Here is a 13,550-nt window from a genome sequence, read left to right as displayed (position 1 = left end):
TAATTATATTTATATAAATAATATTTTATCAATATTTTGCTTCTTTTATTAAAAATAAATCATTAGATAGTATAACTTATTTCCAAAGAAGCATTTACCTTATTTTGTAATTGAATCTTGCAGTGGATAATTAAACACTTATTTTTAGATTATAAATTTAACATTAGATTTTACTAAAGAATGGTGGCTCTTATGAGTACAGTAATTAACCTAGCAAGACCTAAATTTTGCAAAGGTCAAAATGTAGAATTTATCGGTGGATTGGGAACCATAATACAATGCTATCGTAACTCTGGTCACTGGTCTTATCTTGTAGAAATGGAAATGGGTTTAGAACCGGATATGGGAGGATTGGTTACGAAACTACTATTTTACTTGAAGACTACCCTCTTCTTGGTTAGGTTTAATATTGACATCACCTTTTTCTCAAAAAACCTTGAGGAATATTAAATAATTCAATACTCATTTAATATTCTCTTGTGATGGTTAAATAACTTTGGGTTTGAAAAAACGGCTGGATAGTAAAATTAAGCAGCCGGATAGTTAAAATTAAACTTATTAAAACACAATTTATATGAACGCTAAATACAGTGGCTTTTACTGTTGGATATGATAATATCTATACCATTGTACATCACTCTACACAGCAACCGTAACCTTAGTTATCGCAAGCAGTATTCATTCTACTGGAAAGTTAAGGTTTCAAAAGGCAACCTATACCCATAGAAGTACTAAACTTATTATATAGTACAAGCAATACTCTTGTACTATATAATAAGTTTCAGGAATATAATTACGGTGTGTTGTAAAACCTCTTGATATTAACTTGACGTTTAATCAGAAGTTCGTAATAACCTGGCGATCACTTTTAGCGGCATCAAGTTCAGATTGGCTATAGATACTAAAATGTTGAATCTTGTTACTCTCTAAAATAGCTCTTGCACCTGCTACATAGATATCAGTACCTTTTAGTACTAACAAGTAATGCCCAAGGGTCAGATGATGCTCATAATCTCTGGCTAGATCATCAGAAATTCCTAAATTAGTGTAGTTATCTTGGGAACTGCTGATATTTGCCTCAATAATATCACTTATTACACTTGTGTTTTTAGCAACTACTGATATTTGACTCATCGGAAAGCCAGCGGTTTTCAGTTCAGTAAGCGCTCTTTCTGCGTCTTGATGCCGATAAAAAACACCAAGTGCGTGTCTATAACGATTATTTGGGGTTGAGTATGGCTCATAAACCCCCCATTGTTGAATATCACGGCGATTAAAAATCCTTTTGGCAAGACGAATTTCTATGTCTATACCGGTTACGATCACCAAACAGTAACCTTTACAGACAAGATCGCTATAACCCTGTGCTTGCTTTTCAGAAATTCCTAAACTTAGGAACAAAGCAGGCAAACCACCTGCTAAAGTGCTAGCGATCGCAGTTACTTCCGATCCAGCTAAGATAACTGAGCCTATACCAGGAATTACTAAGAGGGCTACACTGACTGATAATTCAGTAAGACCCTTGAAAGCATCACTAGCAACGGCTCCAGCAGCATCTTCTGAGGATGTATTGCCAGTGTTTTTTATAATTTCAACACCAGCAATATCAGTTTTTTCTTCTGTATTCCGTGCAATAACAGAAACTTTGTCCATTGGAAAATTAGAAGCTTTTAGTTCCTTTAGTACCAATTGTGCATCGGAATACCCAGCGAAAACTCCTATAGTTCTTCGCTCTTTTTCTAATGTCATTTTATCGGTTTATTGCAGTTAGAAGTGATTCCCAAAATTGTTACCTAAATTTGAGGTAATTACACAGCTCGACGAGTCAGTAAACCCCAAAGGAAAATTAGTATCATTGCACCAATCACAGCAAATAAAATGCTTCCCAGAGATAAAGCTCCTACAGATGCAGCTGCTGCCGAACTACTTCCTAACAATACTTGACCCAAATAACCACCCAATACGGCTCCAAGGATTCCTAATATAATGGTAGAGATAATACCGCCACCTTGGGTTCCAGGATAAAATAACTTAGCTAACGCACCTGCAATTAAACCCAAAACCAACCAAGCAATAATGTTAGTCATCGAATTTCTCCTTCACTGAGAATCTGCTTTGTTTGCATTTGACTCTTTCATACTAAAGTTTGCCTCCAAAATTTCCGATCTATCTAAAGAACTAATATCAGAAATCTTTAGACATCATTTGAATATTCACCAGGTCGTCTTTGAGGATGAATATACAAATTAGTAACATTCTGTACATTCAAGTATTTGTATAGCAGTCTTATTTGACATCATACAAGATGTAGATAAAGAAGCTAATTGCCTTCTATATGAGATACGACGTGTAGCTTGCTTGCCTGTATCAGTAAGCATAGTATCTCGTAGAGAAGGACACAAAGGGAAGAAATAATAAAGAAATATATACATTTTACATCTAGATTTTTAATTTAAAAAAAAGCGATATCAGCCGTTTAAGGCTCAGGACTGAAGACTATAGAAAGAGCTAGTTGATAAAGTTGGCGACGGGGAAGGGAGGTAAATTTTGCTAACTGACGGCTAGCTTGAGATCGCGATATTCCTTGACTAATTAACTGTTTCAATTCGGCTTTCAATTCTTCTTCTGTCAGTTGGGGCTGACTGGCTGGAATTCCGGCTACTACTAATGTATATTCACCTTGGGGTTCTCGTTGAGTGTAGTAAGCGATCGCTTCGGCAATTGTCCCCCGCCAAAATTCCTCATACAATTTAGTTAACTCCCGTCCTAGCACAATTTGGCGATCGCTTCCCCAAACCTCTGCTAAGTCTTGCAAAGTATCTCGCAAACGGTGCGGCGATTCGTAGAAAATCAATGTGCGAGATTCTGTTTGCAGAGATTCTAAATGTTCTTGTCTCTGTTGGGTTTTAGCTGGGAGAAAGCCTTCAAAGACAAATCGATCTGTTGGTAGTCCAGCTGCACTCAAAGCGGTAATTGCTGCACTAGCGCCAGGAATCGGAACTACTGGAATTCCCGCCTCAATACAGGCTTTCACCAGTTCATATCCAGGATCGGAAATACCTGGCATCCCAGCATCACTCACAAGAGCGATCGCTTTATTATTAACTAAATGCTCTAATAATTCTGGAATACGGCTGGTACGATTGTGTTCGTGGTAACTCACCTGGGGCGTTTTAACTTGAAAATGCTGTAGCAGTTTCCCAGTATGACGCGTGTCTTCCGCAGCAATGATATCCACAGTTTGCAAAATTCGTACCGCCCGAAAGGTGATATCTTCCAGATTGCCAATTGGTGTGCCGACAACGTAAAGTGTTCCTGGTTTTGGATCGGTTTGCATGAGCAAGAGTTAAGAGTTAAAAGTTCAAAATAATAATTTACGTCTAATGCAAATTGAGTATTGATTACATTCCATACCCAAATTTTGTTTTTTGACCCGACGAAAGTTTCTAATTCATCAATTTCAGTAATTTCGGGTATTTCTGGTCTTTTAAGACGCGATTTATCGCGTCTCTACATCTGGGTTTTGTTGCTCATTCTGAACTGTATTGCGTTTTATCTTATTTCAATAATCTTAGTCCACTGAGAGTAACTAACACTCTGGAACCTTCATGGCCAATGACGCCGATGGGTAAGTTAATATTTCCTAGAAAGTTGCCGACTAAAAGCAACATAATGAAACTCAACGCTACAACTATATTTTGTTTTACTATGAGTTGCGTAGCTTGCCGCCGTAGGCATCGCCTGCCTAAATGCATCGCTACAGCAATTTTTTCTAACCTGTCTGCCATCAGTACTATATCTGCGGTTTCCAATGCCACATCGCTACCAGATACTCCCATCGCTATACCCACAGATGCTTGCGCTAAAGCTGGTGCATCATTGATTCCATCGCCTACCATTGCAACTGTTTGATATTGTTGCTGTAAACTGCGGATAACATTCAGCTTATCTTCTGGTAGAAGTTGGGCATATACCCGATCAATTCCTACTGCTTTGGCGACACTGTGAGCAGTTTCCTGATTATCCCCGGTTAACATAACAATTTGTTCAACTCCCAGTTTCTTTAATCTGCTGATGGTTGCGGCTGCTTCGACTCTCACCTCATCTGCGATCGCAATTACACCCATCACCTCTGTTCCCCGTGCTACCCAAACCACCGTTTTACCGTCTTGCTCCCAAGATTGAACTATTTCTTGCAATTCTTCAGGTAAATTTGTTACATACTGCTGCACAAAAATGGCATTCCCGACAATTACCTGTTGTTCTTGAGCAATTCCGACAATTCCCTGTCCCGGTATAGCTTGCACTTCGATTGCACCAACCCAATTTAAATCACCAGCCGCCTGTACAATTGCCTTACCGATGGGATGTTCGGAAGATAATTCTACACTAACAGCAGTTTTTAATACATCATTGTTAGTGTATTTACTACTTGTAATTACCTGAAATACCTGCAACTGTCCTGTTGTTAGAGTACCAGTTTTATCAAATGCGATCGCTCGGACTTTGCCAATTTTCTCCAACTGCGCCCCATTTTTAAACAAAATCCCCTGTCTTGCACCATTGGCGATTCCTGAAAGCAGGGTGGGCATAATTGCAGCCATCAACGCACAGGGAGAAGCCACCACAAGGAAGGTAAGAGCGCGATAAATTGTTGTTTCCCAATCCCAACCCCAGAGAAATGGCGGTAAAGTTGCCAGTAATATTCCGGCTACTACAATGACTTTGGCATATCCTTTTTCAAAGCGATCGATAAACTCTTGGGAAGGTGGTGCTTCTGTCTGCGCTTGTTCTACCAAACGAATCACCCGCTGAATCAAACTGCTTTGGGCTGGTTTGTGTACTTTAATTTGCAATGCACCATAGCCGTTGAGTGTACCGGCAAATACTTCTGCGCCCACCGTTTTCTCTACAGGTAAAGACTCGCCTGTAATTGCAGCTTGATTGAGGGTGCTGTAACCAGATAAAATTATTCCATCAGTAGGAATTAACTCTCCAGGTTTGACGACAATTTTATCACCGACTTTTAGCTGAGTGATAGGAATTTCCTCTTCCCTTCCCTGAAGTAAAACCCTCGCTGTATCTGGTGTCAGGCTCATCAAACTGCGGATACTCCGCTCAGTTCGCTGCATTGCATAGCCTTCTAATGCGCCACTGATAGCAAAGATTAGAATCAAAATTGCCCCATCAATAATTAGATGATATTCTCTTCGCCATAAGCCGAGACTAGCAGCACCAATCGCCGCCACAATCATCAGTAAATCTACATCGAGTTCTTTTTCTTTGAAAAGAGTAGTTAATCCTTCTCGCGCACTTTCGTAACCACCAATTACATAAGCAGCGGGTAGCAACAGGAACGCCAATCCTAACCAACCGAGATGCAAGGCTAACCATCCGAGAAATAATAGGAATCCACACAAAAGGGCGGCTACGGTATCTGCGTGTTCTCTGGTGAATTGGCTTAAACGTTGGGGATAGAGCATGAAAAGTGAATTAACAAGGACTCTCTTACGCTAAACCTTGACATTGATGTTAATGTCAAGGCTTATAATGATTTTGAAACGTAGAGTGGGTAGGTTTGCAGAGTGATTTTGTATGTTCATGCGTGTTTTATTCTGAGTATGGTGTGCTAATTTGTAAATCTTCAAATTTTTGATCGGAGGATGAAAGTGATTGCCTGTGGCACGCTTTGCAATCGCAAAAAAGCGCTAAATCGTGTTGATAGCAGTGTTAAAGTTCAAGATACAAATAAATAATAAATATCTGTAATAGTTGGAGTGACCTTGCTCTTAGAGACTAAAAACCAACCAAATTTAATTCTTTATGTAACCACAATTGATGACAATCTCTATCATTTTAATAAGTTATTCAAACTCAGGGATGAAATTGAGCAGTTACCCCAAGATTGCTTAAATATCAAAGTAGATTTTCACTACTGTGAATTCTTGGGACACTACGGCGTTGCTTTTTTGGGGGGACTATTCCGTTTTATCAAAGCTCGTGGCGGCTCTCTTGCTTTCGATTGGAATACACTTCCAGAGAAAATTAGTATGAACTTGGCTCAGAATGGCTTCCTGTGTGCTTTTGGTTGTGACAGGAAACCCTGGGACGGCAACTCCATACCTTACCGGAATGATCTTCATCAAGATTTTTATGCTATTGCAGATTACCTGAAATATAATTGGCTGGGCAAAGGTTGGGTCAATATCAGTCCAAGACTACAAGATGCAATTACAGGGCGAGTCTTAGAGATATATTTTAATGCATTTGATCATAGTCAATCTGCTATGGGGGTGTTCAGCTGCGGTCAGCATTATCCCAAGCTTGGTTTTCTTCATCTGACGGTCATCGACTTTGGTATTGGTATTCCTACTAGTGTTCGCTCTCTATCTCAGAACTCAGACAAGACTGCTAATGAGGCACTAAAGTGGGCGTTCGAGCCTGGAAATAGCACTAAGCAAGACAGTATCTCTCGTGGCGCAGGCTTAAATTTATTGCAGGAGTTCATCGTAAAAAATCATGGAAACCTTACAATTTTTAGTAATGACGGATATGTCAATATAGGCGATAATATTATATATGAGAACAAAGGTACTAATTTCAGGGGAACCTTAATTAATATTGCACTTCGCTGTGATGAATCTTACTACTGCCTAGCAACTGAAGCTCATCAACTTAAGAAGCGGTTATTTTAAACAGGGAGATAGAGGAATGGCATACAAAATTTTTGATTTTATCGGAAAATACGCTATCAGCGCTGAGAATGGGCAGAAGGTATATGACCAGATTCATCCAGTTCTGCTTGCTGGCAACCCTGTAGAATTAGATTTTACTGGAGTTCAGGTCTTTGCTTCTCCTTTTTTCAACTTTGCGATCGCTCATCTGTTGAAAGATATTCCAGCAGATAACCTGAATCGACTGGTTGAGTTCACCGCTATAAGTTCTGAGGGGTGGAATGTTCTTGAGCGTGTGATTGTCAATGCCAAGCATTACTATTCCGATGAGCAATTTCGTAATGCGGTTGATGCAGCGATCGCAGAGCAAGCTGCAACTTTTTAAAGCATGGTGGTCAATCTTAACATCCAAGCTGATATCATCGATATCAAAACTGATAATCCCCAGCAAGATGATATTTTCCTTGTAGATACCAACGTCTGGTTTTGGCAAACTTATACAAATGCTGGGTTTGGTGCTAAAGCATCCAAATTCGGCAATTATCTTAAATATATCAACCAAGCTCTTTTAAATGGAGCCACACTGACATATTCTGGGCTAATTTTGGCTGAACTGGCTCATATCATTGAGAAAACTGAATATAACATTTATATAAAATCACATGGGTTTTTGCCATTTAAAGAATACCGTCATAATTACCCAAATGAACGAATGAATGTTGTTGCCGAAGTTCAGTCAGCTTGGAGTCAGGTTAAGACGCTTGCTGTTCCTGTTGATCTGACAGTAGATGACGCAACAACCGATGCAGCACTAAACAGATTCCTTTCTTCAGCTGTTGATGGCTATGACTTACTACTTCTCGAAGCTATTAGCAGAGCAGGAGCAGGAAAAATTAAAATTATTACAGATGATATGGATTATGCTGTTGTTCCAGATATTCAGGTATTTACGAGCAACAGCAACGTTATCCAAGAAGCTAATAGACAGAAAAAATTATTGGTTAGCAGATAGTTTAACTAAGCCAGGTTAAAAGCCCCCTCGACAATAATTAACCTTTATTAAGACCATAATTCGTGGAAATCAAAAGTAGCGAACTGACAATTAAGCAGTTAACGCACTTGGTAGGCGGCGGTTTAACTCCGCGGATGGTGCGCCATTATCATCAATTGGGACTGTTACCGCAACCAGTGCGATCGCGTAGCAATTACCGTCTCTACACCCAAAAAGATGTTCTCCGGTTGCAACGGATTGTAGCGCTTAAGCAGCAAGGGTTTCAGCTAAACCATATCCGCAATATTTTGGAAGTCGAACCAGAAGCTGATACAACGGTTAACCTCATGGGACAACTCCAGCAGCAATATCGTGCGGTGATGCAACAAATTTCTCAACTGCGGCAAACTGCATCAGCATTAGAAGGATTATTGGGCCGCGATTGCCATTGTCAAATTATCCAGGCGGAAGTTTTGGCACAACTCAAGTTACTTGATGTTGAAACCCAAGCCGGATTGGGAGGATTGGAAAATCTCTGGAGTGGTTTGGATGCCGAAATTCATACCCACTCAGAAGCTTTTACAGAATCGCTACAACGCTTACTTCCTGATTTGTCTCACCGTTCGGAAATTGAACAGCATTTAATTTCTCAGTTGGTTTTGGCTTGTGGCGATGTCAGTTTAGTGTCCTTTGTGAAATTGAGTCGAGATGCGATTGCAGCTAGTCGAGAAGCTTTATCTTCAAGTTGTCAAATTGTTGTCGATACTCAAACGGTTGCTGCTGCTTTAGATCAAACCCGATTACTTCACTTGGGATGCCGCACCGAAACCTTAATTGATAACCCCCATATTACCACCGCCACTGAAGCAGAACTCGCCTTTTGGCAACATCAAGAATGGCGAACGAAATTGCTGCAAGTAAGTAAGGGTTGTGTGCTGGTAGTTGGTTATGCTCCCTCAGTACTTCTGGAAGCTTGTGAAGCGATGTCTACGACGGGCTACGCCAACGCTAACCAAAAAATCCAGCCTGCATTAGTAATTGGAATGCCCATTGGCTTTAGTCATGCTCCCGCAGCCAAGCGACAACTGATGCAACAAGGGATACCTTATATTACAGTTGAAGGGACTTTGGGAGGTGGTGCTTTAGCTGCAACTGCCTTAAATGCTTTGGTGGAGTCACTGATTGATAAGCCAGATTGTCATTGTTATCTCAAATGAGTGCTGAACAATAAGTATTCATTTAAGACAGTCTCAATGAAACGAGTTTCAAAAGCCTTGCATGAAAATGTTCTAGGAACTGGAATTTTTACTCAGCACGGGCTAAACCCTAGCTATCCGCTAACAGCACTACTGAAAATAATATTGTTAAATAATATTGAATTTGCTACACTTTACCAGTTTTAGTAATTCAATAATTCATAATTGTGTCCATAAACTACCAACTTGGTATAAGTTGCAATCTAACTTAGAAAAATTTATAGTAAACAGACTTTGGCAATTAGAGTATAAATTATCATGCTATCCAAGCTACAGCGAAGTATAAATCAGCATAAGTACTTTAAAGTAATTAGAACTAAAGATAACTCAGATGTATAATTAGCCCGTCTCCTCCATAATCTTTATAAAGATCGCGATTTAGGACTGGCAGGCTTTCTATTTTTTACTTTAATTAAGGGGCTTATGTGGCAACAAGAAAAAAAAGATACTTCGATAATCAGGCTGGTATTATGGGTTGCCTTAGCTACAACCCCGATGGCAGCATCTCTGGTGGTATCAGCACCGATGCTGGCACAATCTACACCTGAAGCTAACTCTTCGCCACTGCCACAAACAGGGCAGAATGAATCGATAGTGCGGATTGACGGTTCCAGTAGCTTGAGTGCAATCAACCAAAGCCTGAAAGAAAGTTTTGAAAAACAGTTTACTGGTAAAAAGGTTGAGGTTGCTGCTAACGGCACTGAGACAGCCCTGAAAGATTTGCTAGATGGCAAAATCGATATAGTTGCAATGGGGCGCGGGTTGACGCCAGCAGAAAAAGCTCAAGGACTAGAGCAAATTCGTTTGCAGCGTGAGAAGATTGTGATCGTGGTTGGTGCAGATAATCCTTTCAAAGGAAGCTTGACTAGTAGGCAATTCGCCCGGATTTTTCGAGGGCAAATTACAAATTGGTCACAATTAGGAGGGCCTTCAGGGAAGATTCGGTTTATCGATCACCCGAACACGAGTGAAACTCGCAATACTTTTCGTACTTATCCAGCCTTCAAAACTGCTGAATTTGCTACAGGGGCTAATGCTACCCAACTAAGTGAGGATAATACCGCAGAAATCATCAAACAACTGGGCAAAGACGGCATCAGCTATGTGTTAGCTAATCAGGTGTCGAAGTTGAAAGGTGTGCGAGTTCTGCAATTACATCAAGCCTTGCCAAATGATGCTAAATATCCCTTCTCGCAACCTTTAGTTTACGTTTACAAAAAAGATCAGAGTTTAACCACAGTAGATTTTCTTGGCTTTACCCTAGCACCCCCAGGACAGCAGGCTATAGAAAAAGGTAGAACTACCGAAGCCGAGGCGATCGCAGCCAGCATATTACAACCTGCTGTTGCGACTTCTCCAGGTGTCCAAACGACACCAGCGCCTAATGCTACTAGTTCTGTATTTGGCGAACAGCCCTTTGTGGCTGCTCCTGCACAAAGCACTCCAATTGTAAATAAAGAAACACCATTGTGGTTGCTGCTACCTGTCTTTTTTCTGACTGTAGGTGGATCTGTACTATGGTGGATTCTGAAAAAACGCTCATTGCCGGCTGAGAAAACAGACAATTTACCAGAATCAAATCCTCATCCACCCAATGGAGAAACGGCGGCGCTCGTCGAGGCCAGCACAGGTTCCTCCCTTAATGGAGCGACGCTGGAGGAGCAGGCAGTACCGCACTTCCAAGAGCAAGAAACCCCCGATCGCACTTCTTTCAACATCTACGCTCAAACACAATCTGATCTGAACCCAAATGCTACTCAGGGGACAGCAAATTTAGTACAAGAGACAAGTAATGGTACTTCTAACCTCTATGAAGGCGCAACATCAGGCGTAGCTAATGGCTCGGAAAATAACAACTTAGGAGCCGCAGCTTTAGGTGGTGCAGCTATAGCAACAGGTATCGGGGCGGCTACCTGGTCTACCTTTAGCAACAAAGAAACAGAAACAAACGCAATTGATGAGACAGTCGAGCTAAATAATTATACGGAGACAAACATTCCTGATTCTGATGAAATTGCATGGGATATAGAAGCTCCGGCGGCTGTAGTCAATACTTCATATCCTCACCTGGGTAATATTCCAGAAGAGGTATCTGATGTGGAACTGTCTTCATCTGAAGTAACAACCCCACTTCCGGAATTACCAGATGTGCCAGAAGTAACATCTGATTTTGGATATTGGGACACAGCAATTAGTGAAGATGAGGTAGATGAGGAACTTCAGGCAGAATTGAACTGGCTAGAGAGTATCACCTCAACTGAAGATACAGCCTCAATAGATGAATTGCCCTTAGCAGAGTCTGAGGAAGTCACAGCCGATGTGGAAGCATCAGCGACAGAAGAAACATCCTCACTGCTCGATTTACCTGAATTTCCCGAAGATTTATTGAGTAAAGATGCATTAAATGTGGTAGCGGATGCAGCCGAACCCACTTTAAATTTGCCAGAGTCAGAACTTCCAGCCGAGCCGACTGTTGGGGAAGGTGTTGTTGAAGCTAACTCCACAGATTTGGCCGCTGCGGCGGCTTTAGCAGCAGGTGCGGGAGTTGGTGCTTGGGCTAGCACTTTCGGATCGGATGCTCAAAATGAGGCAATTGCAGCCGAAACAGCTAGTGGTTTGGTAGATACAGATGAAGAAAGCAGTATTGTGCTCACACCACATACTTATACATCGGCTCATGTCTCTTGGGAGATTTCCGCAGCCAAGAAAGCAGAGCTGTGGCAACAAGGCGGTACTCTATTGGTAGTGCGGCTGTATGATGCGACTGGTATTGATTTGAGCTATCAAAGTCCACAGCTGGTACAGCAGTATGAATGTGCAGAGACAGCACACAATCGCTTTGTAGAAATTCCCCAGGGCGATCGCGACTACATAGCTGAAATTGGCTATATCGCTTATGGCGAACACTGGTTATTCATCGCCCGTTCCCCAATTGTTCGTGTCTTCAGTCCTGTGAATCCAGATCCCGTAGTTGATGATGTCGCAATCGCGAATCAAACAGCTATTGGTTTGGTAGATGCAGATGAAGAAAGCAGTATTGTGCTCACACCAGATACTTATACATCAGCTCATGTCTCTTGGGAGATTTCCGCAGCCAAGAAAGCAGCACTGCGGCAACAAGGCGGGTCTCAATTGGTAGTGCGGCTGTATGATGTGACTGGCATTGACTTGAGTTATCAAAGTCCGCAGCTGGTACAGCAGTATGAATCTGAGGAAACAGCACACGATCGCTTTGTGGAAATTCCCGTCAATGATCGCGACTACATGGCTGAAATTGGCTATATCGCTGATGGCGATGCCTACGGCGGTAAACTACGCTGGTTATTCATCGCCCGTTCTGCAATTGTTCGTGTCTTCAGTCCTGTAAATCCAGATCCCGTAGTTGATGATGTCGCAATCGCCGATAAAACAGATGTTGATTTGGTAGATATCCAAGAAGAAAGCAGTATTGTCCTCACACCCCGCACTTTCCAATGGGCTGAAGTCTCTTGGGAGATTTCCGAAGCTAAGAAAGCAGCACTGCAACAACAGGGCGGCTCTCAATTGGTAGTGCGGTTATATGATGTGACTGGCATTGATTTGAGTTATCAAACTCCGCAGCTGGTACAGCAGTATGAATGTGAAGAGACTGCACATGATCGCTTTGTGGAAATTCCCATCAGCGATCGCGATTACATAGCTGAAATTGGCTATGTCGCTGATGGCGATCGCTGGTTATTCATTGCCCGTTCTGCGATCGTTCGTGTCTTCACTCCAGCGCCTACAGATTCGACAACAGATTCTACCGTTGAAAATGTAGCTTTAGCAAGCGAAACCGCTATTGGTTTGGCAGATGTAGAAGAAGAAACTGCCTCAGAAGAGAGCAGTATTGTCCTCACACCTCGCACTCCCAAGTGGGCTTATGTCTCTTGGCACATTTCCAAGGCTCAATCTGAAGCGCTGCAACAACAGGGCGGCTCTCAATTAGTAGTGCGGCTCTATGATGTCACCGGGATTGACTTGAGTTATCAAAGTCCCCAGCTTGTCCAGCAGTATGAATCTGAACAAGTAGCACGCGATCGCTTTGTGGCTATTCCTGTGAGCGATCGCGATTATATGGTTGAAATTGGCTATATTGCTGATGGCGATCGTTGGTTACTCATCGCCCGTTCTGCTAACGTTCGGGTATTCAGTCGTCCCTACGGAGATTTCTGGTTTGTGGCTGATGCTGAGTTAATTATTCACGGAGCAACTCAACCAAATACAAACGTAAACATTGGTGGCCATGCCATCAAAATCAAACCCGATGGTACTTTCCACCTACGTCTTCCCTTTTCAGATGGTTTAATGGACTATCTGATAACGGTAGCTGCTGATGGGGAATCCCCAAGAACTATTCATAAGAAGTTCTCTCAGGAAACTTCCGAAAGCTAACAATTAACCTGAGTTATCCCCTCTTACCCGATTCTCCCTTTTTAGGGAATGTAGGAAGGGGGGATTTTATTATATACCAGTTTTCAGATGTAGGACTTACGCAGTGTACAAATTAATCATGGTATGCATTTACCATGCATAGGTCGTTTCAGGCTTTAATTAATCATTAGACCTCTTGCAAAAGTCCCTAACACCCCACCCCCAACCCCTCCCCGC

10 protein-coding genes and 1 pseudogene are annotated in these 13,550 nt (G+C 41.8%); 6 read left to right on the top strand and 5 right to left on the bottom strand.

What is annotated here, in order from left to right; all coding sequences use genetic code 11:
- The first annotated feature begins 192 nt into the window (after positions 1-192).
- A complete protein-coding gene (locus V7L12_RS28815; protein WP_335089600.1) occupies positions 193-450 on the top strand; it encodes a hypothetical protein in 258 nt (85 codons plus the stop codon).
- A gap of 387 nt (positions 451-837) precedes the next feature.
- Here V7L12_RS28815 and V7L12_RS28810 read toward each other — a convergent pair whose 3' ends face one another.
- From V7L12_RS28810 to V7L12_RS28790, 5 genes and pseudogenes are all read right to left on the bottom strand, one after another.
- The gene (locus tag V7L12_RS28810; protein WP_335089598.1) at positions 838-1,749 is read right to left on the bottom strand and encodes a hypothetical protein; all 912 of its coding nucleotides are present in this window, start codon (positions 1,747-1,749) and stop codon (positions 838-840) included.
- Positions 1,750-1,808: 59 nt separating this feature from the next.
- The gene (locus V7L12_RS28805) at positions 1,809-2,087 is read right to left on the bottom strand and encodes a GlsB/YeaQ/YmgE family stress response membrane protein (RefSeq protein ID WP_292738193.1); all 279 of its coding nucleotides are present in this window, start codon (positions 2,085-2,087) and stop codon (positions 1,809-1,811) included.
- 389 nt (positions 2,088-2,476) lie between these two features.
- The gene (gene rsmI / locus V7L12_RS28800) at positions 2,477-3,337 is read right to left on the bottom strand and encodes a 16S rRNA (cytidine(1402)-2'-O)-methyltransferase (protein ID WP_335089596.1); all 861 of its coding nucleotides are present in this window, start codon (positions 3,335-3,337) and stop codon (positions 2,477-2,479) included.
- Between the two features lie 53 nt (positions 3,338-3,390).
- Positions 3,391-3,480 (bottom strand): annotated as a pseudogene (locus tag V7L12_RS28795) (IS1 family transposase); the annotation flags it as partial.
- A 77-nt stretch (positions 3,481-3,557) separates the two neighbouring features.
- The gene (locus V7L12_RS28790) at positions 3,558-5,483 is read right to left on the bottom strand and encodes a heavy metal translocating P-type ATPase (protein ID WP_335089594.1); all 1,926 of its coding nucleotides are present in this window, start codon (positions 5,481-5,483) and stop codon (positions 3,558-3,560) included.
- Between the two features lie 294 nt (positions 5,484-5,777).
- On the opposite strand from V7L12_RS28790, the gene V7L12_RS28785 reads away from it, so the two are divergent.
- The 5 genes from V7L12_RS28785 (at position 5,778) to V7L12_RS28765 (ending at position 13,334) form a co-directional block, all read left to right on the top strand.
- Positions 5,778-6,695 carry a hypothetical protein gene (locus V7L12_RS28785; RefSeq protein ID WP_335089592.1) on the top strand — a complete coding sequence of 306 codons (918 nt, stop codon included), beginning with the start codon at positions 5,778-5,780 and terminating at the stop codon, positions 6,693-6,695.
- 16 nt (positions 6,696-6,711) lie between these two features.
- Positions 6,712-7,059 carry an STAS-like domain-containing protein gene (locus V7L12_RS28780; RefSeq protein ID WP_335089591.1) on the top strand — a complete coding sequence of 116 codons (348 nt, stop codon included), beginning with the start codon at positions 6,712-6,714 and terminating at the stop codon, positions 7,057-7,059.
- Positions 7,060-7,062: 3 nt separating this feature from the next.
- Complete coding sequence (locus V7L12_RS28775; protein WP_335089589.1) at positions 7,063-7,686, top strand: hypothetical protein; 624 nt, start codon at positions 7,063-7,065, stop codon at positions 7,684-7,686.
- A 68-nt stretch (positions 7,687-7,754) separates the two neighbouring features.
- Positions 7,755-8,882, top strand: a complete 1,128-nt coding sequence (locus V7L12_RS28770) for a precorrin-8X methylmutase (RefSeq protein ID WP_335089637.1) — start codon at positions 7,755-7,757, stop codon at positions 8,880-8,882.
- A 462-nt stretch (positions 8,883-9,344) separates the two neighbouring features.
- On the top strand, positions 9,345-13,334 hold the full coding sequence (locus tag V7L12_RS28765; protein WP_335089587.1) for a DUF4912 domain-containing protein: 3,990 nt from the start codon (positions 9,345-9,347) through the stop codon (positions 13,332-13,334).
- The last annotated feature ends 216 nt before the right edge of the window (positions 13,335-13,550 follow it).

Source organism: Nostoc sp., from assembly GCF_036918245.1.
GTDB lineage: Bacteria > Cyanobacteriota > Cyanobacteriia > Cyanobacteriales > Nostocaceae > Nostoc.
This window is presented reverse-complemented; position numbering and strand designations above follow the sequence as displayed.

Coding starts and splice junctions, on each gene's coding strand:
- V7L12_RS28810 (WP_335089598.1), bottom strand. CDS start 1,749: ATGACATTAGAAAAAGAGCGAAGAACTATAGGAGTTTTCGCTGGGTAT.
- V7L12_RS28805 (WP_292738193.1), bottom strand. CDS start 2,087: ATGACTAACATTATTGCTTGGTTGGTTTTGGGTTTAATTGCAGGTGCG.
- V7L12_RS28790 (WP_335089594.1), bottom strand. CDS start 5,483: ATGCTCTATCCCCAACGTTTAAGCCAATTCACCAGAGAACACGCAGAT.
- V7L12_RS28815 (WP_335089600.1), top strand. CDS start 193: ATGAGTACAGTAATTAACCTAGCAAGACCTAAATTTTGCAAAGGTCAA.
- rsmI (WP_335089596.1), bottom strand. CDS start 3,337: ATGCAAACCGATCCAAAACCAGGAACACTTTACGTTGTCGGCACACCA.
- V7L12_RS28775 (WP_335089589.1), top strand. CDS start 7,063: ATGGTGGTCAATCTTAACATCCAAGCTGATATCATCGATATCAAAACT.
- V7L12_RS28765 (WP_335089587.1), top strand. CDS start 9,345: ATGTGGCAACAAGAAAAAAAAGATACTTCGATAATCAGGCTGGTATTA.
- V7L12_RS28780 (WP_335089591.1), top strand. CDS start 6,712: ATGGCATACAAAATTTTTGATTTTATCGGAAAATACGCTATCAGCGCT.